The organism is Nissabacter sp. SGAir0207 (assembly GCF_005491205.1).
Classification (GTDB): domain Bacteria; phylum Pseudomonadota; class Gammaproteobacteria; order Enterobacterales; family Enterobacteriaceae; genus Chimaeribacter.
The window spans coordinates 1,764,974-1,786,835 of the sequence record NZ_CP028035.1; the positions used below are offsets into that span (position 1 = coordinate 1,764,974).

Annotated in this window: 24 protein-coding genes; 15 read left to right on the forward strand and 9 right to left on the reverse strand. The window is 62.3% G+C overall.

Going from position 1 to position 21,862, the window contains the following annotated elements; genetic code table 11:
- Positions 1 to 72 precede the first annotated feature (72 nt).
- Positions 73 to 810, forward strand: coding sequence for a phosphatase (locus tag C1N62_RS07580; protein ID WP_137763048.1), 738 nt, complete (start codon positions 73 to 75; stop codon positions 808 to 810).
- Positions 811 to 850: 40 nt separating this feature from the next.
- The gene (locus tag C1N62_RS07585) at positions 851 to 1,432 is read left to right on the forward strand and encodes a molecular chaperone (protein ID WP_137763049.1); all 582 of its coding nucleotides are present in this window, start codon (positions 851 to 853) and stop codon (positions 1,430 to 1,432) included.
- Positions 1,433 to 1,473: 41 nt separating this feature from the next.
- Here C1N62_RS07585 and C1N62_RS07590 read toward each other — a convergent pair whose 3' ends face one another.
- Together C1N62_RS07590 and grxB are read right to left on the reverse strand one after the other, a co-directional pair.
- Positions 1,474 to 2,037: a lipoprotein gene (locus C1N62_RS07590; RefSeq protein WP_137764949.1), complete on the reverse strand. Its 564-nt coding sequence runs from the start codon at positions 2,035 to 2,037 to the stop codon at positions 1,474 to 1,476.
- Between the two features lie 126 nt (positions 2,038 to 2,163).
- Positions 2,164 to 2,811: a glutaredoxin 2 gene (gene grxB / locus C1N62_RS07595; RefSeq protein WP_137763050.1), complete on the reverse strand. Its 648-nt coding sequence runs from the start codon at positions 2,809 to 2,811 to the stop codon at positions 2,164 to 2,166.
- A 305-nt stretch (positions 2,812 to 3,116) separates the two neighbouring features.
- On the opposite strand from grxB, the gene rimJ reads away from it, so the two are divergent.
- The 4 genes from rimJ to murJ all read left to right on the forward strand — a co-directional run bounded on the left by rimJ (position 3,117) and on the right by murJ (position 6,955).
- Positions 3,117 to 3,701 (forward strand): ribosomal protein S5-alanine N-acetyltransferase, encoded by a 585-nt coding sequence (rimJ, locus tag C1N62_RS07600; protein ID WP_137763051.1) that lies wholly within the window; start codon positions 3,117 to 3,119, stop codon positions 3,699 to 3,701.
- A 9-nt stretch (positions 3,702 to 3,710) separates the two neighbouring features.
- On the forward strand, positions 3,711 to 4,349 hold the full coding sequence (locus tag C1N62_RS07605) for a DUF480 domain-containing protein (protein WP_137763052.1): 639 nt from the start codon (positions 3,711 to 3,713) through the stop codon (positions 4,347 to 4,349).
- Positions 4,350 to 4,360: 11 nt separating this feature from the next.
- Positions 4,361 to 5,287: a Gfo/Idh/MocA family protein gene (locus tag C1N62_RS07610; protein WP_137763053.1), complete on the forward strand. Its 927-nt coding sequence runs from the start codon at positions 4,361 to 4,363 to the stop codon at positions 5,285 to 5,287.
- Positions 5,288 to 5,419: 132 nt separating this feature from the next.
- Entirely contained in the window at positions 5,420 to 6,955 is a 1,536-nt protein-coding gene (gene murJ / locus C1N62_RS07615) for a murein biosynthesis integral membrane protein MurJ (RefSeq protein ID WP_137763054.1), read from the forward strand.
- A gap of 69 nt (positions 6,956 to 7,024) precedes the next feature.
- Here murJ and argS read toward each other — a convergent pair whose 3' ends face one another.
- Entirely contained in the window at positions 7,025 to 8,758 is a 1,734-nt protein-coding gene (gene argS, locus C1N62_RS07620) for an arginine--tRNA ligase (RefSeq protein ID WP_137763055.1), read from the reverse strand.
- 714 nt (positions 8,759 to 9,472) lie between these two features.
- Between argS and C1N62_RS07625 the strand changes: the two genes are divergently transcribed.
- Positions 9,473 to 10,042, forward strand: a complete 570-nt coding sequence (locus tag C1N62_RS07625) for a VOC family protein (RefSeq protein ID WP_137763056.1) — start codon at positions 9,473 to 9,475, stop codon at positions 10,040 to 10,042.
- Here C1N62_RS07625 and C1N62_RS07630 read toward each other — a convergent pair.
- Complete coding sequence (locus C1N62_RS07630; protein WP_137763057.1) at positions 10,039 to 11,181, reverse strand: MalY/PatB family protein; 1,143 nt, start codon at positions 11,179 to 11,181, stop codon at positions 10,039 to 10,041. The genes C1N62_RS07625 and C1N62_RS07630 overlap by 4 nt on opposite strands.
- Positions 11,182 to 11,347: 166 nt before the next feature.
- Here C1N62_RS07630 and cutC point away from each other — a divergent pair, with 166 nt between their 5' ends.
- Positions 11,348 to 12,106, forward strand: coding sequence for a copper homeostasis protein CutC (gene cutC / locus C1N62_RS07635; RefSeq protein WP_137763058.1), 759 nt, complete (start codon positions 11,348 to 11,350; stop codon positions 12,104 to 12,106).
- Between the two features lie 92 nt (positions 12,107 to 12,198).
- Here cutC and cmoB read toward each other — a convergent pair whose 3' ends face one another.
- The 5 genes from cmoB to C1N62_RS07660 form a co-directional block, all read right to left on the reverse strand.
- Positions 12,199 to 13,170, reverse strand: coding sequence for a tRNA 5-methoxyuridine(34)/uridine 5-oxyacetic acid(34) synthase CmoB (cmoB, locus tag C1N62_RS07640; RefSeq protein ID WP_137763059.1), 972 nt, complete (start codon positions 13,168 to 13,170; stop codon positions 12,199 to 12,201).
- The gene (cmoA, locus tag C1N62_RS07645) at positions 13,167 to 13,910 is read right to left on the reverse strand and encodes a carboxy-S-adenosyl-L-methionine synthase CmoA (protein ID WP_137763060.1); all 744 of its coding nucleotides are present in this window, start codon (positions 13,908 to 13,910) and stop codon (positions 13,167 to 13,169) included. Before cmoA ends, cmoB begins: the two co-directional genes overlap by 4 nt.
- A 102-nt stretch (positions 13,911 to 14,012) precedes the next feature.
- Positions 14,013 to 14,408 (reverse strand): MAPEG family protein, encoded by a 396-nt coding sequence (locus tag C1N62_RS07650; protein ID WP_137763061.1) that lies wholly within the window; start codon positions 14,406 to 14,408, stop codon positions 14,013 to 14,015.
- An 87-nt stretch (positions 14,409 to 14,495) separates the two neighbouring features.
- Positions 14,496 to 15,311 carry a DUF72 domain-containing protein gene (locus C1N62_RS07655; protein WP_137763062.1) on the reverse strand — a complete coding sequence of 272 codons (816 nt, stop codon included), beginning with the start codon at positions 15,309 to 15,311 and terminating at the stop codon, positions 14,496 to 14,498.
- A gap of 48 nt (positions 15,312 to 15,359) precedes the next feature.
- Positions 15,360 to 15,932: a hydrolase gene (locus C1N62_RS07660; protein ID WP_137763063.1), complete on the reverse strand. Its 573-nt coding sequence runs from the start codon at positions 15,930 to 15,932 to the stop codon at positions 15,360 to 15,362.
- Positions 15,933 to 16,155: 223 nt separating this feature from the next.
- Between C1N62_RS07660 and C1N62_RS07665 the strand changes: the two genes are divergently transcribed.
- From C1N62_RS07665 to ruvB, 7 genes are all read left to right on the forward strand, one after another.
- Positions 16,156 to 16,374, forward strand: a complete 219-nt coding sequence (locus C1N62_RS07665; protein ID WP_137763064.1) for an FmdB family zinc ribbon protein — start codon at positions 16,156 to 16,158, stop codon at positions 16,372 to 16,374.
- Positions 16,375 to 16,447: 73 nt separating this feature from the next.
- Positions 16,448 to 18,232, forward strand: coding sequence for an aspartate--tRNA ligase (aspS, locus tag C1N62_RS07670; RefSeq protein WP_137763065.1), 1,785 nt, complete (start codon positions 16,448 to 16,450; stop codon positions 18,230 to 18,232).
- Positions 18,232 to 18,675: a dihydroneopterin triphosphate diphosphatase gene (gene nudB, locus C1N62_RS07675; protein WP_137763066.1), complete on the forward strand. Its 444-nt coding sequence runs from the start codon at positions 18,232 to 18,234 to the stop codon at positions 18,673 to 18,675. Before aspS ends, nudB begins: the two co-directional genes overlap by 1 nt.
- A 21-nt stretch (positions 18,676 to 18,696) precedes the next feature.
- Complete coding sequence (locus tag C1N62_RS07680; RefSeq protein WP_137763067.1) at positions 18,697 to 19,440, forward strand: YebC/PmpR family DNA-binding transcriptional regulator; 744 nt, start codon at positions 18,697 to 18,699, stop codon at positions 19,438 to 19,440.
- A 119-nt stretch (positions 19,441 to 19,559) separates the two neighbouring features.
- The gene (gene ruvC / locus C1N62_RS07685; RefSeq protein WP_137763068.1) at positions 19,560 to 20,081 is read left to right on the forward strand and encodes a crossover junction endodeoxyribonuclease RuvC; all 522 of its coding nucleotides are present in this window, start codon (positions 19,560 to 19,562) and stop codon (positions 20,079 to 20,081) included.
- Positions 20,082 to 20,200: 119 nt separating this feature from the next.
- Positions 20,201 to 20,815, forward strand: a complete 615-nt coding sequence (ruvA, locus tag C1N62_RS07690) for a Holliday junction branch migration protein RuvA (RefSeq protein WP_137763069.1) — start codon at positions 20,201 to 20,203, stop codon at positions 20,813 to 20,815.
- An 8-nt stretch (positions 20,816 to 20,823) separates the two neighbouring features.
- Entirely contained in the window at positions 20,824 to 21,828 is a 1,005-nt protein-coding gene (gene ruvB, locus C1N62_RS07695; protein ID WP_137763070.1) for a Holliday junction branch migration DNA helicase RuvB, read from the forward strand.
- Positions 21,829 to 21,862: the final 34 nt, after the last annotated feature.

Sequence of the window (21,862 nt, forward strand, 5' to 3'; positions counted from 1 at the left end):
TGTCATCTGCGCCGTGTATGATGGGGGCGTGCCGCTGCCGAGGCGGCTTTCCCCCAGAGAAAGGAGATGCCGATGTTCCCGGTTGATTTACATATGCATACCGTCGCCAGCACCCACGCCTACAGTACCCTGCATGACTATATCGCCGAGGCGAAGCAGAAGGGCATCCAACTGTTTGCCATCACCGACCACGGGCCAGACATGGCCGATGCGCCGCACGCTTGGCATTTTATGAATATGAGAGTCTGGCCGCGTCTGGTGGAGGGGGTTGGCATCCTGCGCGGCATTGAGGCCAACATCAAGAACGTGCAGGGCGAGATTGACTGCACCGGCCCGATGCTGACAGCGGTGGATGTGGTGATCGCGGGCTTCCATGAGCCGGTGTTCGCGCCGCAGGATCGTGAGACCCATACCAAGGCGATGATCGCGGCGATGGCCGGTGGCGAGGTGCACATCATCAGCCATCCCGGCAATCCCAATTACCCGGTCGATATTCCGGCGATCGCTGAGGCGGCGGCCCATTATGAGGTGGCGCTGGAGCTGAACAACTCCTCCTTTCTCCATTCGCGCAAGGGGAGTGAGCCGAATTGCCGCGCCATTGCCGCCGCGGTGCGGGATGCCGGCGGCTGGCTGTCGCTTGGCTCTGACTCCCACATCGCCTACTCGCTGGGCGGCTTTGAGCAGTGCGAACGCATCTTAAGAGAGGTCGATTTTCCGCTGGATCGCATCCTGAACGTCTCGCCGCGCCGCTTCCTGGATTTCCTCGAGCGCCGTGGGCGTCCGGCGATTGCAGAACTGGCGGAACTGTGACATCGTCACGCCAAATTTTCTGCCTTGAAGGGATTGCCCCATGAATGAGTTCTCCATCGTCTGCCGCGTACTGGGTACGCTGTTCAACCGCTCGCCGCAGGATCCGCTGGTGGCACCGCTGTTTGCCCTGATCCGGGAGGGCAAGCTCGCGCAGCACTGGCCGCTGGAGCAGGATGAGCTGCTGGCCCGCCTGCAAGCTGGCACAGCCGATCTGCCCGCGCTGGTGGCCGATTATCAGGCGCTGTTTGCAGGCAACGAGGCGGCGGTGTCGCCCTATGCCCATGACTATGAGCCGGAGATTGCCGAAGGCACCGTGCGCGCCTTCCTGCAACAGCGCGGGATGCCGCTGGGCGACGCCCCGGCTGACCACTTTGGTGCGCTGCTGCTGGCCGCTTCCTGGCTAGAGGATCAGTCGCAGGAGGATGAGGTGCAGGCGCAACTCGCGCTGTTTGACGACTACCTGCTGCCGTGGTGTGGCCGCTTCCTCGGCAAGGTGGAGGCACATGCCGCCACGCCGTTCTACCGCACGCTGGCGCTGCTGAGCCGTGAGGCCCTGCAGGCGATGCGCGATGAGCTGGCGGAGTCGGAAGAGGGCGAAGCGGACGACGCGGACGACGAGTAACGCCCGCCGCAATAAAAAACGCGCCTCAGGGCGCGTTTTTTTTACTCGGTGAAGGGGATCACCAGTTCACCCGGTTTGACTTCCAGCCCTTTGGCCAGTTTTTTCGCCAGTGCCTCGCCCTTGCTGCGATCGCTGCTCAGCACATAGGCCGGGCGCTGGTCGAAGTAGGTCTTCAACGACTGGTTGAGGTAGGGGCTAAGGGTCTGCATCACGCCCTTCATCTTGTCAGGCTGGACGCTGTAGTCCGTGAGCTGCAAATCCTTAAGGTAGATGGCCCCTTGCTCCTTGTTAAACTCCGGGCGGGCGTCGAGGGTCAGATCCATCTCCGCCTGCTGCGCGCCTAGCAGCGAGTTGATGCGGATATTGGCGTGGCCAGTCAGGGTCACGTGATCCGGCTGGGCGCGGCCAATCTGGCTCTGCAACTGGGTCAGCACAATGTTGGCCTCCACCAGCCCCGGCACGCCGATCTGCTTGGCGAACTGGTCATGCTTTTGCAGGTACTGGTTCACATCCTGCTCGCTGAGCGTGTACTGCGTGATCTGGTTACAGCCGGCAAGCAGGCCGGCAAAAAGCAGGGCCGCGGCCCCTAACATGCGTTTTTTCATCATCTCCTCACAACCGTAACAATCCATACCGGCAGCGCCGGGCCCATCTTGGACGGCCAAATGGTACAGGAGTTCCGTGGGGGATGACAGGGCGGGAACCGCCGGCCGGGCCGGCGGCGGGGGCAACTACTGGGCGACGCTGCTAAGCAGGTTAACCTGCGTCTGTTTTGCCATGTTGTCGCGGTAGGCGGCAACGCGCGTCGGGAAGGTAATGCCATTCACGATGGTCAGGGAGCGCAGCAGCGGGAACAGGCTAAAGTCATCCTCTGACAGTTCACCATTCACCGCGTTCGGCTCCTTGATGTGCGGGTCGAGGTCGTGCAGATCCTGCGTGATCTTCTTGGTCAGGCCGGGCGTGTGCTGGAGGTGATCGCTGAAGCTGCCAAGGGTCGCCTCTTTCTTGTTGACGAAGTACTGGCGCGCCTCGGGCGTCGCGAACTCCTCAAAATTGGCGCGGGCGAAGCGCGGCAGCAGCAGGCGGCCGGTGTACTCCTGCACCTGGCGCAGCCAGGCGGCGATGGCCGGGTTGGTGGCACCGGTGATCAGCGGCGCGCCATACTTCTGGTCGATGTAGTGCACAATATCCATGCTCTCCGGCATAAAGCTGCCATCCTCTTTTTGCAGGATCGGCACCATCTTCTGGCCCACCATCGCCACCGGCGTCTTCTCATCATCATTGGCCAGAACGTCAATCTCGACCGGGACATTTTTCAGGCCAAAGATCATGCGCGCCTTCACGCAAAATGGGCAGTGCTCATAGATATACAGTTTCATAGTGGCTCCTTTGGTTTGCCATCACGGGCAGCCGGTGCAACCGGGCGCCCGTATGTGCGAATAAAAAGTATGGTTAAGGAAACGGCGGAGATCAAACCCGTGGCTGGCCGGTGCGCGGGAATAATATTTTTGTCGTCAAAGTGTTAACGATAGAGGAAAATCCGGGTAAATTTTTATGAGGCGCGCCACGTCCCTTGGCGGTTTACCGGCAGAGCACCCGTCGGTGTTCTATGCTGCGAAAAGATGGCCGGGGCCGGCGCGTGTGGCAAGTCAGGGTGTGAACCGTCCAGAGAATGGAGGAATGGATGTTTGGCTATCGCTCAGCATCACCAAAAGTACGCCTCACCACCGATCGTTTGGTGGTCAGGCTGGTCCATGAGCGGGATGCCCACCGCCTGGCGGAGTATTACGCGGAGAACCGGGCCTTTTTGAAACCTTGGGAGCCGGTCAGGGATGAGAGCCACTGCTATCCCTCGGGCTGGCAGGCGCGGCTTGGGCTGATTGCCGACCTGCAAAAGCAGGGCAACGCCTACTACTTCATCCTGCTCGATTTGGAGGAGAACGAGGTGCGCGGCGTCGCCAATTTCAGCAACGTGCTGCGCGGATCGTTCCACGCCTGCTTCCTCGGCTACTCATTGGCGGAGAAGTGGCAGGGGCAGGGGCTGATGTATGAGGCGTTGCAAGCGGCGATCCGCTACATGCAGCGCCAGCAGCGGATGCACCGCATCATGGCCAACTATATGCCCCACAACCAGCGCAGCGGGGAGTTGCTGGCGCGGCTGGGCTTTGAGCGTGAGGGCTACGCCAAGGATTACCTGCTGATTGATGGCAAATGGCAGGACCACATTTTGACGGCGCTGACCACCCGTGACTGGGCGCCGCCACGCTAAGGGAAAACCATGAAACATTTATTGAGCCTTGAGGAGGCGCGGGTGATCGGCTGCCTGATGGAGAAGCAGATCACCACGCCCGAGCAGTACCCGCTGTCGCTGAACAGCCTGACCAGCGCCTGCAACCAGAAGAGCAACCGCGAGCCGGTGCTGGATCTCAGTGAGAGCCAGGTGCAGCAGACGCTGGATCTGCTGGTCAGGAAACACCTGATCCGCAGCGTCAGCGCCAGCCGCACCCAGCGCTATGAGCACCGCTTCTGTAACTCGGAGTTTGGCAACCTGAAGTTCTCGCCAGCGGAGGTGGCGCTGGTGACCACGCTGCTGCTGCGCGGTGCCCAGACCGCCGGCGAATTGCGCACCCGCGCCGCCCGCCTGCATGATTTCAGCGACGTGGCGGAGGCCGAACGGGTGCTGGAGCAGCTGGCGGCGCGCGAGGATGGCCCCTTCGTCACCCGGCTGGCGCGTGAGCCGGGCAAGCGCGAGAGCCGCTATATGCACCTGTTCAGCGGCGCGCCGGATGAGGCGGCCGTCGAAACACCCATGCCCGAGGCGGCCGAGCCGCTGGAAGCACGGGTGGCGGCGCTGGAGCGCCAGGTAGCTGAATTGACTGAACGCCTTGATTCCCTGCTGGCCGGGCCAGCTGACTAACGGAGCAGACGATGACGACATTGCGTGTGGGTGTGGTGGGGCTGGGCGACATCGCCCAGAAAGCCTATTTGCCGGTGCTGGCGGATGCCAGCGATTGGACGCTGGTCGGGGGCTTCTCGCCCAATGCGCCCAAGGCGGCAGCGATCTGCGCCCGCTACCGGATGGCGCACTTTGGCCGTCTGGATGAGCTGGCGCAGCAGTGCGATGCGGTATTTGTGCACAGCAGTACCGCCAGCCACTTCCACGTGGTCAGCGATCTGCTCAACCGCGGGGTGCATGTCTACGTCGATAAGCCGCTGGCCGAAACGCTGGAGCAGGCCGAGCACCTGGTGGAGATTGCGCGGGAGAACGGCGTGGCGCTGATGGTGGGCTTCAACCGCCGCTTTGCGCCGCGCTACCGCCAGCTGCGTGACACCCTGCACCAGCCCGCCTCGCTGCGCATGGAGAAGCACCGCACCGACAGCGTTGGCCCACATGACCTGCGGTTCACGCTGCTGGATGACTACCTGCACGTGATTGACACCGCACTGTGGCTGGGCGGCTTTGACGCCACGCTGGAGGGCGGCGACCTGCGCCTGACGCCAGAGGGGCAGATGCTCTATGCCGAGCACCACTTCCGCTGCGGCGAGACGCTGGTCACCACCAGTATGCACCGCCGTGCTGGCAGCCAGCGTGAGCGGGTGGAGGCGATCTGTGACGGCGCGCTGTATCAGGTGTCGGAGATGCGCCACTGGACGCAGGAGCGCGCGGGGCAGATCAGCGAACAGCCGGCACCGGGCTGGCAGGGTGTGTTGGTGCAGCGCGGCTTTGATGGCGCGGTGCGCCACTTCATCCAGTGCGTCAGCAACCAGACCGCGCCGGAGACCTCGGGCGAACAGGCGCTGTTCGCCCAGCGCATCATTGAGCAGCTGCTCTATCACGGCGAGCTGCCGGAGTAACCGGCTGATACAACTGGCTCTGGCTATTGCGCGCGTTATCCGTAGACTAAGCGCACCATGAGCCTGGCGGCCCACCTTTGACGCCCGCGGATGCGGGCGTCGCTGTTTGGGGCGCATAATTGAAACTAAGAGATGAACCTACTTAAATCATTAGCTGCCGTCAGTTCGATGACCATGTTTTCACGTGTGCTGGGATTTGCGCGTGATGCCATCGTGGCGCGGGTGTTTGGGGCAGGTATGGCGACGGATGCCTTTTTCGTGGCCTTCAAACTGCCCAACCTGTTGCGCCGCATCTTTGCCGAGGGGGCCTTCTCCCAAGCCTTCGTCCCAATCCTGGCGGAATACAAAAGCCAGCAGGGGGAGGAGGCGACCCGCACCTTTATTGCCTATGTCTCCGGCCTGTTAACGCTGGCGCTGGCGCTGGTGACCATACTGGGGATGCTGGCCGCGCCCTGGGTGATCTTCGTGACCGCGCCGGGCTTTGCCGACACGGCTGACAAATTCGCGCTCACCTCCTCGCTGCTGCGCATCACCTTTCCCTATATCCTGCTGATCTCGCTGGCGTCGCTGGTGGGGGCGATTCTCAATACCTGGAACCGCTTCTCCATCCCGGCGTTTGCGCCGACGCTGCTTAACGTCAGCATGATTGGCTTTGCGCTGTTCGCCGCTCCCTATTTCCACCCGCCGGTACTGGCGCTGGCCTGGGCGGTGGTGGTGGGCGGGGTGCTGCAACTCGGCTACCAGTTGCCGCACCTGCGCAAAATCGGCATGTTGGTGCTGCCGCGCCTCAACCTGAAAGATGCCGGTGTCTGGCGGGTGATGCGCCAGATGGGGCCGGCGATCCTTGGCGTGTCGGTGAGCCAAATCTCGCTGATCATCAACACCATCTTCGCCTCGTTCCTCGCCTCTGGCTCGGTCTCCTGGATGTACTACGCCGACCGGCTGATGGAGTTCCCCTCCGGGGTGCTGGGGGTGGCGCTCGGCACCATTTTGCTGCCCTCGCTGGCGAAAAGCTTTGCCAGCGGCAACCATGATGAGTACTCGCGCCTGATGGATTGGGGCCTGCGCCTCTGCTTCCTGCTGGCGCTGCCGAGCGCGGTGGCGCTGGGCATCCTCGCCAAGCCGCTGACCGTCGCGCTGTTCCAGTATGGCAAATTCAGCGCCTTTGACGCCGCCATGACCCAACGGGCGCTGGTGGCCTATTCGGTCGGGCTGATGGGGCTGATTGTGGTGAAAGTGCTGGCGCCGGGGTTCTACTCGCGTCAGGACATCAAAACCCCGGTCAAAATTGCGATGATCACGCTGGTGATGACCCAGCTGATGAACCTGGCGTTCATTGGCCCGTTCAAACATGCTGGCCTGTCGCTCTCCATCGGTCTGGCGGCCTGCCTGAACGCCGCGCTGCTCTACTGGCAACTGCGCAAGCAGCAGATCTTCCAGCCGCAACCGGGCTGGGCGGCCTTCCTGACGCGTCTGGTGGTGGCGGTGCTGGTGATGTCGGCGGTGCTGGTCGGGGCGATGTGGCTGATGCCAGCCTGGGATCTTGGCACCATGCCGTTGCGCCTGTTGCGTCTGGCGGCGGTGGTGGTGGCCGGGGTCATTGCCTACTTCGGCGTGCTGGCGCTACTGGGCTTCCGCCCGCGTGACTTTGCCCGCCGCACGGTGTAGCGGCATTGCATAAAAAAGGGCGACATCATGTCGCCCTTTTTTGTGGCCGCTTCCCGCGCGGGAAGGGGATTACATGCGCTCGACGGTCTCGATGCCCAGCGTATCCAGACCGGCCTTCAGCGTCTTCTGCGTCAGCAGCGCCAGTTTCAGGCGGCTGAGGCGGGTCGCCTCGCTCTCCGCGCTCAGGATTGGGCAGTGCTCGTAGAAGCCGGAGAACAGGCCCGCCAGATCGTAGAGGTAGGCGCACATGACGTGCGGTGTCCCTTCACGCGCCACGGTGGTCAGCACCTCTTCGAACTGGAGCAGGCGGGTCGCCAGCGCCACTTCACGCTCTTCACCCAGCAGCACGGGCTGTGCCAGCACGGTGGCCGGGTCAATCTCGGCGCGCTTGAAGATGGAGGCCACGCGGGTGTAGGCATACTGCATGTAAGGGGCGGTGTTGCCCTCAAACGCCAGCATGTTGTCCCAGTCAAAGATGTAGTCCGTGGTACGGCTCTTGGAGAGATCCGCATACTTGACCGCGCCGATGCCGACGGCGTTCACCAGCTGTTGCAGCTCCTCTTCGCCCAGATCCGGGTTCTTCTCGCGGATCAGCTTGCCGGCGCGCTCAATCGCCTCATCCAGCAGGTCAGAGAGCTTCACCGTGCCGCCGGAGCGGGTTTTGAACGGCTTGCCATCCTTGCCCAGCATCATGCCGAACATGTGGTGCTCCAGTGGCACGGAGTCCGGCACGTAGCCCGCCTTGCGCACGATGGACCATGCCATCATCAGGTGCTGGTGCTGGCGGGAGTCGATGTAGTAGAGCACGCGATCCGCGCCCAGCGTCTCGTAGCGGTACTTGGCGCAGGCGATATCGGTAGTGGTGTAGAGGTAGCCGCCATCCTTCTTCTGGATGATGACCCCCATCGGCTCGCCCTCTTTGTTCTTGAACTCATCGAGGAACACCACGGTTGCGCCTTCGCTCTCTACCGCCAGCCCTTTGTCCTTCAGGTCAGCAACGATGCCCGGCAGCATGGCGTTGTAGAGGCTCTCGCCCATCACATCGCGCTCGGTCAGGGTCACGTTCAGGCGATCGTAGGTGAGCTGGTTCTTGGCCATGGTGATATCGACCAGCTTGCGCCACATGCGGCGGCAGTACTCGTCGCCACCCTGCAACTTCACCACGTAGGCGCGGGCGCGCTCGGCAAAGGCCGGGTCTTCATCATAGTGCTGCTTCGCCTCACGGTAGAAGCGCTCCAGATCGGAAAGCTCCATGTCCTCGGCGTGCTCGTTCTGCACTTTCTCCAGATAGGCGATCAACATGCCGAACTGGGTGCCCCAGTCGCCGACGTGGTTGGCGCGGATCACGTTGTGGCCGAGGAACTCCAGCGTGCGCACCGCGGCATCGCCGATGATGGTGGAGCGCACATGGCCGACGTGCATCTCTTTTGCCACGTTGGGCGCGGAGTAGTCCACCACGATGGTCTGCGGGGTGACGGGCGTGATGCCAAGCTTCGGCGCGCTCAGCGCGTGGTCAACCTGGCGGGCGACCCAGCTTTGCTCCAGGAACAGGTTAATGAAGCCAGGGCCGGCGATTTCAACCTTGCTGGCGATGCCGTCGAGGTCCAGGGCTTCCACAACTTTTTCCGCCAGTTGTCGGGGCGGCATGCCAAGCTTTTTCGCGACGGACATAACGCCGTTGGCCTGATAGTCACCAAACTGGGCCTTGGCGGATTGACGCACCTGCGGCTCGCTGTCAGCGGGAGCGCCTGCGGCAATCAGCGCCTGGCTGACTTTTTCGGAAAGAAGTGCCTGTATATTCACCGGGATACCTTTATTGCTGGTAGGGGGCCGTGAGATAGCGGCCGCCTGAGGTCATAGGACGCTTGCCGTTGATGCGCATAAATACGCTGTCAGGGCAAGGCGTTAAGCAAACGGCAATTATACCTGATCCGATCCGCGACGTCAGTATGGCAAGCCGCCAGTCAGGCAGGTGCGCGGCGCACTCAGTGGCGCCGCATCAAGTATCCAGAAGAGAGGTATGGGAAAGGGGAAAAAGTAAACGGGCAGGGCGCAATGAAATAGTTGATTAATGTTTGCGCATCCGGCGGTCAGTGCTCAGTTGGGTCGTTTTGATCAGGCTAAAGTGGCGGTACATCGCGAAAGAGGCGGTTCCCAGCAGCAACAGGCAAGCAGTCAATAACAGCATGATTGGTATCTCACTCATTAGTAAACTAAAAATAAGTTATCCCAATTACCAAACCGTTACAATCTGGCACCAATTCTTTAAGAAAAGTCTTAAGTGAAATTGCGATTTTTCCTAATTAAATCCATAACTTATAAAATTTCATTCGGTGAAATATGAAATTTCAGGCTATTTTTGCAGCAATTTGCCGAAATAGGGGGATAACTGCCCTTTTTCAACAGGGTGGGACGGCAAGGCCGCGTGGGGCAGGGGAAAAGCGTGGGGAGGCTGGCACGCGGCGTGGCGGGCGTGTAAATTAGGGCTTTATGCTGTTGACCTGAGAGAACAAAAAGATGTCGTTATCCCCGTTGGCGGGCATCGCCGAATTGGATGATCTGGCGGCTGACCTCAGCCGTTTTGAGCTGGTGCTGGAGACCTTCGCCCAGAAACTGCACCTGAACCTGCCGCAATTTACGGCAGACCACATCTCGGTGCGCTGCCACCAGGTGGCCACCGCCGAACGCTGGCGGCGTGGTTTTGAGCAGTGCGGCACCCTGCTTTCTGAAAACCAGATCAATGGGCGTGCCATCTGCCTCTACGATCTGGCGCAGCCGCTGCGGGTCTGCTCCTGGCAGATTGACCTGATTGAGTTGCCCTATCCGGGCGAGCGCCGTTATCCCCACGAGGGGTGGGAGCATGTGGAACTGGTGCTGCCGGGCGACCCGGAGACCCTCTATGCGCGCGCACTGACCCACCTCTCCGACGACGCGCTGCTGGCACCCGGCATCAAGCTGAAGTACAGCTCGCCACAGGGGGAGAACGAACGCCTGCCGAACCCAACGCTGGCGGTCAGCGACGGCTCCGTCACCATCAAGTTCCATCCGCACACCCTGCGGGAGATTGTTGCCAGCGAGCAGGGCTAAAGCGCGGCGACGGCGCGCTCAATGCGTGACAGCGCCTCATCCAGCAGCGCGCGCGTGCAGCCAAAATTGAGCCGCACAAAGCGCGCGTCACCAAACTCCTTGCCGTCCGTCAGGCCGACCCCCGCCGCCAGGAAGAAGGCGTGGGGATTCTCCACCGGCAGCTCGCGGGCATCAATCCACGCCAGATAGGTCGCCTCAATCGGCAGCAGCCGCAGGCCGGGCAGGGCATTGATGCGCCGCACCACCTCATCGCGGTTGGCGCGCAGGTACTCAAGCTGTGCCGCCAGCCACGCCTCGCCCTCCCGGTAGGCCGCCGTGGCCGCCACCTGCGCCAGCACATCCACATGCGGGACGATGCCCTGCATCTGCCGCTTGAACGCCTGCCGCAGTGAAGGGTTGGCGATGATGGCAAACGAGGCTCCCAGCCCGGCAAGGTTAAAGGTCTTTGACGGTGCCATCAGCGTGATGGTGCGCTGCTCGGCGTCCGCGTCCAGCGAGGCGAACGGGATGTGCCGCAGGCCCGGTTCCAGCACCAAATCGCAGTGAATTTCATCCGAGCAGACCACCAGATTGTGGCGCTGCGCAAAGGCGAGATGCTGCGCCAACTCCTCACGCCGATAGACGGTGCCACCGGGATTGTGCGGGTTGCACAAAAACAGCAGCGCCTGATCGCCGGTCAGTTCTGGCTCCAGCGCCGCCAGGTTAAGTTGCCAGCGCCCCTGTTGCTCGCGTACCGGGGCCAGATACTGCTGGCGCCCGGCGTGGGCCGCGGCCTGCCTGAAGGGCGGATAGATGGGCGAGGGGGTAATACTGGCCTGATGGGCGTCGGTCGAGGCGCGTAGCGCCAGGTTCAACCCGCACACCAGCCCCGGCAGCGTCACGATCCACTCCGGCTGGATCGCCCACTGGTAGCGATCGCGCATCCGCGCAACAATCAACGCTTTCCACTCCGGCGACGTGCCGCCGTAGCCAAATATCCCGTGCTCCACCCGCTGATGCAGCGCCTCAATCACCGCTGGCGGCGCGGTAAAATCGGTGTCAGCCACCCATAACGGGATCACCGGCTGATGGCGATATTTATGCCATTTGATGCTATCGCTGTGACTGCGATCTACTCGTAAGTCGAAATTGAATGCCATAGTTACCCTCTCCTGCCTGACGGAAAGCGGCACGTTCCCGTCAGTGCGAGACATTTTTCTGCGGATTCGCCGCAAAATCGACCGGTTGGCCCAACCAGCGGCCGGCCATCTTGACGGTTAACCCGCCATACGGGTTATAGCATGTGGGCCGAAGAGGGGAGAAGGAATGACGAAACTGGAAGTGTGTTGCTATAGCCTGGCCTGTGCGCTGACGGCGGAGCGAGCGGGGGCGGATCGCATTGAGTTGTGTACCAGCCAGCCGGAGGGGGGCGTGACGCCGAGCTACGGCACGCTGATTGCCGCGCGCGAGCTGCTCTCTGTGCCGGTCTACCCAATTGTACGCCCGCGCGGCGGCGACTTTTGCTACGACAGCTATGAGTTTAACGCCATTAAAAATGATGTCGCCTGCCTGCGCGACCTCGGGTTTCCGGGTGTGGTGATTGGCTTGCTGGATGAGGAGGGGCACATCGACCTGGCGCGGATGCGGCAGATCATGGCGCTCTGCAATGGCATGGCCGTGACCTTCCATCGGGCGTTTGACATGTGCCTGAAACCGATGGTGGCATTGGAACAGTTGACGCAACTCGGCGTTGCGCGCATTTTAACCTCAGGGCAGCAGCAGAGCGCCGAACTCGGGCTGGTGCTGCTGCGCGATCTGGTGCGCGCCACTCAGGGGCCAGTGATCATGGCCGGTGGCGGCATCCGCCTGACTAATCTGCAAAAGTTTATTGATATTGGCATCCGGGAGGTGCACAGCTCCGCCGGCAGCAGCATGGCCTCGCCGGTGCGCTTCCGCAAGGCGGGCGTGTCACTGTGTGCCGATCCGGAGTTTGATGAGTTCAGCCGCTACTGCGTGGATGCCGATGTGGTGGCCGCCATGAAGAGTGCTTTGGCGGTCGGCCGCCCGCTGTCGCGCAGCGCCTGAGCGGCGGTGATTACCTGGGTCGTCAGACCCTTTGCGTGTACTGCGCCCGTACCAAGCCCCGTCCATTTTGTCGGGGCTTTTTTTCGTCGCGATCAGGGCTTGCGCGCCACCAATACCGCCCGGCGTGGGGCCGGGTAGCCCTCGACGGTCAGGGTACGATCCTGCGGATCGAGGAACTCGGCCAGTGACTCGCTGGTCATCCAGTCGGTGCGGCGCTGCTCCTCCAGACTGGTGACCGAGAGATCCGCCAGCCGGATATCAACAAAGCCGCACTTCGCCAGCCAGCCCTTCAGCGCCTCGGCGGAGGGAATGAAGTAGACGTTGCGCATCTGCGCGTAGCGGTCACCCGGCACCAGCACCTGATTGCTGTCACCCTCAATCACCAGCGTCTCCAACACCAACTCGCCACCGCTGACCAGCTGGCTCTTGAGCTGGAACAGGTGATCAAGCGGCGAGCGGCGGTGGTAGAGCACGCCCATCGAGAAGACGGTGTCGAAGGCCGCCAGCTCTGGCAATTGCTCAATGCCAAGCGGCAGCAGGTGTGCGCGCTGGTCGTTGCCCAGCAGTTTGCGCACCGCTTCAAACTGGCAGAGGAACAGTTGCATCGGGTCGATGCCGACCGCCATCTGCGCGCCCGCGCCCACCATGCGCCACAGGTGGTAGCCACTGCCGCAGCCGACATCCAGAATGGTGCGGCCAGCCAGCGGTGAGATGTGCGGCAGCACCCGCTCCCACTTCCAGTCAGAGCGCCACTCGGTATCGATATGGATGTCATACAGCGAGAAGGGGCCTTTGCGCCACGGCATCAGGTTGCGCAGCAGGTTCTCCAATCCGGCACGCTGGCCGTCGCTCAGCGGCGTCTCGCTCTCGGCCCGCACGCCGTGCAGCAGGTCGAGGCGGTCAGGCACCAGGGTTGGCAGCCGATCCACGGCGTTGAACCACTGGCGGAATTTGCCGTGCAGCGACTCCTGTTGCCAGGCACTGAGTTGGGCGGGCAGGGTGTTCAGCCAGTGGCTGAGGGGGCCGGTGGCGATCGCCCGGTAGAAGTTGCCAAACTCGATCATGCCGCGTCCCCCGCCTTCAGCGCCAGCAGTGAGCCAAAGTTGAAGCACTGGAACCAGCTCTCCACATGCTCAAAGCCCGCCTGCGCCAGCCGCGCCTTGTGGGTCTCCACCGAATCGGTCAGCATCACATCCTCCAGCATGGTACGCTTCTGGCTGATCTCCAGTTCGCTGTAACCGTTGGCACGCTTGAAGTCGTGGTGCATGTTGAACAGCAGTTCGCCGATGTCGGCATCCTCAAAGCTGAACTTCTCCGACAGCACCAGCGCGCCGCCGGGGCGCAGGCCCTGATAGATGGCATCCAGCAGCTGCTGGCGATCCGCCGGCTTCAGGAATTGCAGGGTAAAGTTCAGCACCACCAGCGAGGCATTCTCCACCTTGATGTCGCGGATGTCCGCCTCCAGTACCTCAACCGGCGTCTCGGCGCGGAAGGCATCAATGTGGCGGCGGCAGCGCTCCACCATCGCTGGCGAGTTGTCCACGGCGATGATGCGGCAGCCCGGCACATTGATATGGCGGCGCATGGAGAGCGTCGCCGCCCCCAGCGAACAGCCGAGGTCATAGACCTGCGTGCCCGGCTGCACAAAGCGGCCGGCCAGCATCCCGATCATGGAGATGATATTGGAGTAACCCGGCACCGAGCGCTGGATCATGTCCGGGAACACTTCGGCAACGCGTTCGTCGAAGGTCCAGTCGCCCAGCTTGGCAATCGGCGCGGAGAATAGGGTATCGCGGTTTGGCATAGCGCTGTGTCTGATCGAAAAAATGAGGGGGCATATTCTAACAGATAACCGCCGGAAATCATGCGGCCGGCGGCATAAAGCAAGAATTTGCGCGGATTGGCCTCAGCGCAGGGTCAGGATCTGGCTCCAGGGAAGGAAGTAGAGGTTCGCGCCCACCATCAGCAGCAGCGCGGCGTAGGTGGCGGCCATGCCGGTGCGCCGCCAGCGGAACTCCCGCTGCTTGAGGCCAGCGTAGTGGAACAGTCGCCCGCACAGCAGCATCAGGCCGCACAGGTGTACCATCCAGATATCCGCGCCGTTCATCTCCATCATCACCAGCAGCAGGGCGGCGATGGGAATATACTCCACGGCGTTGCCGTGTACCCGGATGGCGGTCTGCAACTCGTAGAAGCCGCCGTCGCCATAGGCCACCCGGTACTGCATCCGCAGCCTGACCACATCCACTGACAGTTTAATCAACAACAATGCGCCCAGCACCACATATAGCGCGCTAACCATGTCCACCCCTGTGATTCTCTGTTTTGCGCACGAATGATACGCGCGCCCGATCGCGCTGTCTTGCAGAAAGTACTGAAAATCGGCGCGTCAGAACAGGGCGGCCTGCTCCGGCCAGTCTGGCGCGGGGCCGACGGCGGGGAGCCGCTGTTGAAGCTGTTGCCAGATCTTCTGCGCCTGCTGCGGGGCGTCGCTACAATCCGGGGTGTGGATGAACAGGAACGGCGGGTGGTCGGCCTGCCAGTCGGCCAGCTTGCTAAACCACGGCGTGAACCAGCGCAGGTTGTCCGCCAGCTGGTCGCCGCCGATGAAGCGGATGATCGGCCGGTCGGCGGTGCAGTGCGCATGTACCGGCAGCTGGGGTTTCTTGCGCTGGGCATCCCGCACCGCCGCATTGGCCGGATCGGCATGGTGCACCGGACGGCTGTCGAGCATCACGCGGTTGATGCCGCGTTGCTGCAACCCCTGATTGAGCCGCCGCTCCTCCTCGCCCTTGGCGAAGAAGGCCGGGTGGCGCACCTCCACGCCGTAACTGAAGCCAGTGGGCAGGCCATCCAGAAAGCGCCACAGCGCCGGCAGCCCGGTCGGGCCGAAGGCGGCGGGCAGTTGCAGCCACAGCTGGCCGAGGCGGCCAGTGAGCGGTGCCAGACAGTGGAAGAACTCCTCCACCAGCGCATCGCAATCGCGCAGCGCGGCCTGATGGCTGATGGTGGCAGGGAACTTGAAGCAGAAGCGGAAATCGTCACGGGTCATGTCGCGCCAGCGCAGCACGGTTTCGGCGTTCGGCAGGGCGTAGAAGGTGGTGTTCCCCTCCACGCAGTTGAAGTAGCGGCTGTAGTCGGCCAGCGTATGCAGGCCGATACGGTGCCAGGCGGTGTGCTGCCACTGCGGCAGTCCAATATACATGCAGGCGTCCCTCCGGCAATGCGCCGCCGGGCGGCGCAGGGTAAAACGTTACTCCGCCAGTGCGGCCAGCACCTGGTCGGTGGTGCGCACCCGGCTGATGCGCGGGAAGATGACGTTAACGCTGCCGAGATGCTGCTCGGCATTGTGGGCGCTGCACGCATCCTCGACAATCACCTGAGTATAGCCATGCTCCCAGCCGCTGCGGGCGGTAGATTCCACGCCAATGTTGGTGGCGATGCCAGCCAGCACCAGCGTATCAATGCCGCGGCGGCGCAGTTGCAGGTCAAGGTCAGTGCCATAGAAGGCACCCCACTGGCGCTTGATGATGCTGATGTCGCTCTCCGCCACCTGCAACGCCGGGGCGAACTCCCACCAGTCGGCGGGCAGCTCGCGCGCGGGGGCCGGTTGGTCAACCGGCTGCTTAAGCGCCTCGGCATAGTCCGCAGACCAGCCAACGCGCACCAGAAACACCGGCGCGCCCAGCTCACGGAAGCGCGCCGCCAGACGGGCGCTGTTGTCCACCACCTGTTGGGCAGTGTGGGGGCCGCCAGCGAAGGGCAGGATCCCCTGTTGCAGGTCAATCAGAACCAGCGCGGTGGTGGTAGGGCGAAGTGTCAGCATGGTGGCTCCCTCAGTTGGCGTGGGTATCAGGGGGCGGTGGCCCCGCGTCACGAGTTTATGTTACGGGGCGGGCAAAAGGGCGGCAAATTTGTTAAATGATGTGTGGTGACAAGCGCCTGCCGGCCATTTTGTCCGTGCCAGACCCCTGCTTCACTCTTATCGGGCGCGTGAATTTCCTTTATAATGACCGCCTTTTTTCACCAGCTATGACACTATAAACGCGATGCCGATTTACGAATATGCATGCCAGACCTGTGATCACCGGTTAGAAAAGTTACAGAAGGTGTCTGCGGCACCCCTGACCGAGTGTCCGGCCTGCGGCAAACCGACATTGACCAAACTCATCTCTGCGGCCGGTTTCCAGCTCAAGGGCACCGGCTGGTATGCCACCGACTTCAAGCCGGGCGGCAGCAATACCGGCAAGACCGCCGCGGATAAGTAACAGCACACTAGAAACAGCAGCACCGGCCGGGCGAGCGCCCGCCGTTTCATCGGCTGAGTTAAAGGATATCGTTATGCGTACTGAATATTGTGGACAGTTGAACCTGTCCCATGTGGGCCAGGAAGTGACCTTGTGTGGTTGGGTAAACCGCCGTCGCGATTTGGGTGGCTTGATCTTCATTGATATGCGCGACCGCGAAGGGATTGTCCAGGTGTTCTTCGACCCTGACCACCAGGCCGCTTTCGCTCAGGCTTCAGAACTGCGTAATGAGTTCTGCATCCAGATCACCGGCACCGTGCGTGCGCGCCCGGAGAGCCAGATCAACAAAGAGATGGCGACCGGCGGGGTGGAAGTGTTCGCCCACAGCCTGAACATCATCAACCGTGCCGAGCCGCTGCCGCTGGACTCCAACCAGGTCAACAGCGAGGAGCAGCGCCTGAAGTACCGCTACCTCGACCTGCGCCGCCCGGAGATGGCTGACCGCCTGAAGACCCGCGCCAAAATCACCAGCTTCGTGCGCCGCTTCATGGATGAGCACGGCTTCCTGGACATCGAAACCCCGATGCTGACCAAGGCGACGCCAGAGGGCGCGCGTGACTACCTGGTGCCGAGCCGCGTGCACAAGGGCAAGTTCTATGCGCTGCCGCAATCCCCGCAGCTGTTCAAGCAACTGCTGATGATGTCTGGCTTCGATCGCTACTACCAGATCGTGAAGTGCTTCCGTGACGAAGACCTGCGTGCTGACCGCCAGCCGGAGTTCACCCAGATCGACGTCGAAACCTCCTTCATGAACGCCGAGCAGGTGCGTGAGGTGATGGAGAAGCTGGTGCGCAACCTGTGGCTGGACGTGAAGGGCGTTGATCTGGGCCAGTTCCCGATCATGACCTTCGCCGAGGCGATGCGCCGCTTTGGCTCTGACAAGCCAGACCTGCGCAACCCGCTGGAGCTGGTGGACGTGGCGGATCTGGTGAAGGACGTGGAGTTCAAGGTCTTCTCCGGCCCGGCCAATGACGCCAAAGGCCGCGTGGCCGCCATCCGTGTGCCGGGTGGCGCGCAGCTAAGCCGCAAGCAGATTGACGAGTACGGTAAATTCATCGAAATCTACGGCGCGAAGGGCCTGGCCTATATTAAAGTCAATGAGGCGGCGAAGGGCCTGGAGGGCGTGCAAAGCCCGGTGGCCAAGTTCCTCAGCGAAGAGGTGCTGGCCGCGCTGCTGGCACGCACTGGCGCGACCGATGGCGACATCCTGTTCTTCGGCGCGGACAGCGCCAAAGTGGTGACCGACGCGCTGGGCGCGCTGCGCCTGAAGCTGGGCCGCGACCTGCAACTGACCCGCGAAGGCACCTGGGAGCCGCTGTGGGTGGTGGACTTCCCGATGTTTGAAGAGGATGGTGAGGGCGGCCTGGCCGCGATGCACCACCCGTTCACCGCGCCGCGCGACATGACGCCGGACGAGCTGAAAGCCAACCCGACCGCCGCCATCGCCAATGCCTATGACATGGTGCTGAACGGCTACGAAGTGGGCGGCGGCTCGGTGCGTATCCACCGCGGTGAGATGCAGCAGACGGTGTTCAGCATCCTCGGCATTAATGAGCACGAGCAGCGTGAGAAATTTGGCTTCCTGCTCGACGCGCTGAAGTTCGGTACCCCGCCGCACGCCGGTCTGGCCTTCGGCCTGGACCGTCTGGTGATGCTGCTGACCGGCACTGACAACATCCGTGACGTGATCGCCTTCCCGAAAACCACCGCAGCCGCCTGCCTGATGACCGAGGCGCCAAGCTTCGCCAACCCGGCATCGTTGCAGGAGCTGGCAATCAGCGTGGTGAAAAAGGGCAGCGACAGCGAAGAGCAAGCCTGATGGGCCATAAGCGCCCTGAATCGGTGCTGGTGGTGATCTACGCCCAGTCCACCGGCCGGGTGCTGATGCTTCAGCGGCGGGATGACCCGGACTTCTGGCAGTCGGTGACCGGCAGCCTGGAGGCCGGGGAGCCGCCGCACCAGACGGCGCAACGAGAGGTGATGGAGGAGACCGGCATCAACATTGCCGGCGAATCTCTGACGCTGGTGGATTGCCAGCGTTGCATTGAGTTCGAGATCTTCCCGCACCTGCGCCACCGTTACGCCCCGGGCGTGACCCGCAATAAAGAGCACTGGTTCTGCCTCGCGCTGCCCGCGCAGCGTGAGGTGATGATTGCGGAGCACCTTGCCTACCAGTGGCTGGACGCCGCGGATGCCGCGGCCCTGACCAAGTCCTGGAGCAACCGGCAGGCGATAGAAGAGTTTGTTAATTATTCAGCCTGAACAGGCTATTTGGAGATTCATATGGCAGGTCACAGTAAATGGGCCAACACAAAACACCGCAAAGCGGCACAGGATGCCAAGCGCGGTAAGATCTTCACCAAAATCATCCGGGAGCTGGTGACCGCCGCCAAACTCGGCGGCGGCGATCCGGGTTCAAACCCGCGTCTGCGCGCGGCGATTGACAAGGCGCTCGCCAACAACATGACCCGTGACACCCTGAACCGCGCCATTGCCCGCGGTGTGGGCGGTGAAGATGATTCCAACATGGAAACCATCATCTATGAAGGTTACGGCCCGGGCGGCACCGCCGTTATGGTTGAGTGCCTGAGTGACAACCGCAACCGTACCGTGTCCGAAGTGCGCCACGCCTTCACCAAAACCGGTGGCAACCTCGGCACCGACGGCTCCGTATCCTACCTCTTCGCCAAGAAGGGCGTGATCAGCTTCGCGCCGGGTCTGGATGAAGACACGGTGATGGAAGCGGCATTGGAAGCGGGCGCGGAAGATATCGTCGGCTATGACGATGGCTCTATCGACGTCTTCACCGCCTGGGAGAGCCTGGGTGACGTGAAAGACGCGCTGGAAGCCGCCGGCTTCAAAGCGGATTCCGCTGAAGTCTCCATGATCCCGTCCACCAAGGCGGACATGGATGCCGAGACCGCGCCGAAACTGCTGCGCCTGATCGACATGCTGGAAGATTGCGACGACGTGCAGGAAGTTTACCATAATGGTGAAATTTCCGACGAAGTGGCCGCGACCCTGTAAGGCGTTGCGCCCGCAGCAAGGCCCGATGCCGGACACCTGTCCGGCATCTTTTTTTTGGCCGGGTGCCACGGCACCCACCGCCTGCCCCGGCAGGCACAACCACAGGGCAACCCGACGCCATGTCAATTATCCTGGGCATTGACCCCGGTTCACGCATCACCGGTTATGGCGTCATCCGCCAGCAGGGCCGGCAACTGAGCTACCTCGGCAGCGGCTGCATCCGCACCAAGGTGGACGACTTGCCGGGCCGCCTGAAGCTGATCTACGCCGGCGTATGCGAAATCATCACCCAGTTCCAGCCCGACTTTTTTGCCATTGAACAGGTGTTTATGGCGAAGAATGCCGATTCGGCGCTGAAGCTCGGGCAGGCGCGTGGGGTGGCGATCGTCGCCGCCGTCAACCACGACCTGCCAGTATTTGAGTATGCCGCCCGTCAGGTGAAACAGACGGTGGTCGGCACCGGCGCGGCCGAAAAGAGCCAGGTGCAGCACATGGTGCGCTCGCTGCTCAAGCTGCCCGCCAACCCCCAGGCCGACGCCGCCGATGCGCTGGCGATCGCCATTACCCACTGCCATCTGAGCCAGAATGCGCTTAAGATGAGCAGCGAACGGCTTCAGTTGGCGCGCGGCAGGCTGCGCTGACCACAGGCTGGATATTCATCCAGCCTTTTTTATGTTATAAACAGCGCAGTTAGTTATTCTGCCGCCTCGCCACCACGATTTTCAGGCCGGGGCCGGCATCATTCGCGAAGGGGAACATTGTGATCGGTCGTCTCAGAGGAGTCATTCTGGAGAAGCAGCCACCGCTGGTGCTGCTGGAAACGCAGGGCGTGGGCTACGAAGTGCATATGCCGATGACCTGTTTCTATGAGCTGCCGGAACTGGGGCAGGAGGCGGTGATCTTCACCCAGTTCATCGTGCGCGAAGACGCCCAGTTGCTCTATGGCTTCAATGACAAGCAGGAGCGCGCGCTGTTCCGCGAACTGATCAAGGTCAATGGCGTCGGGCCGAAACTGGCGCTGGCCATCCTCTCCGGCATGTCGGCACAGCAATTTGTGCGCGCGGTGGAGAAAGAGGAGATCACCGCGCTGGTGAAACTGCCGGGCGTCGGCAAAAAGACCGCCGAACGGCTGGTGGTGGAGATGAAAGATCGCTTCAAGGGCCTGAACGGCGACCTGTTCAACAGCGTCAGCGACATTCCGCTGCCGCAGGCAGAGGAGGCTCGCCAGGAGGCGGACGCCGAAGCCGAGGCCGTCTCCGCGCTGGTGGCGCTGGGCTACAAACCGCAGGAGGCCAGCCGACTGGTCAGCAAGGCGGCCAAGCCGGGCGCTGACTGCGAAACATTGATCCGTGACGCCCTGCGCGCCGCGCTGTGAGGTGACCCATGATTGAAGCTGACCGCCTGATCGCCTCCACGGCCATCACCGAAGAGGAGGTGATTGACCGTGCCATTCGCCCGAAAATGCTCAGCGAGTATGTCGGGCAGCCGCATGTGCGCGAGCAGATGGAGATCTTTATCCAGGCCGCCCGCCAGCGTGGTGACGCGCTGGACCACCTGCTGATTTTCGGCCCGCCGGGGCTGGGCAAAACCACGCTGGCGAACATTGTCGCCAATGAGATGGGCGTCAATTTGCGCACCACCTCCGGCGCGGTGCTGGAGAAGGCTGGCGATCTGGCCGCCATGCTGACCAACCTTGAGCCGCATGACGTGCTGTTCATCGATGAGATCCACCGCCTCTCGCCAGCGGTAGAGGAGGTGCTCTACCCGGCGATGGAGGATTACCAGCTCGACATTATGATTGGTGAGGGGCCGGCCGCCCGCTCCATCAAGATCGACCTGCCACCCTTTACGCTGGTGGGTGCCACCACCCGTGCTGGCTCCCTGACCTCACCGCTGCGTGACCGTTTCGGCATCGTGCAGCGGCTGGAGTTCTATCAGGTGAAAGATCTGCAACACATCGTTGGCCGTAGCGCCCAGTGTCTGGGGCTGTCGCTGTCGGAAGAGGGCGCGCACCAGATCGCCTGCCGCTCGCGTGGCACGCCGCGTATCGCCAACCGCCTGTTGCGCCGGGTGCGTGACTTCGCCGAAGTGCGCTCCAATGGCAGCATCGACGGCACGGTCGCGGGCAAGGCGCTGGACATGCTGGACGTGGATGGGCAGGGCTTCGACTTTATGGACCGCAAACTGCTGCTGGCCATTATCGACAAATTCACCGGCGGCCCGGTGGGGCTGGACAACCTGGCGGCAGCCATCGGCGAGGAGCGCGAAACCATTGAGGACGTGCTGGAGCCTTTCCTGATCCAACAGGGCTTTATCCAGCGCACGCCGCGTGGGCGCATCGCCACCCTCCACGCCTACCGGCACTTTGGTATTGAACGGCCGGAGTGAAATCAGACTGAGTGAAATCAGGTTGAGTGAAACA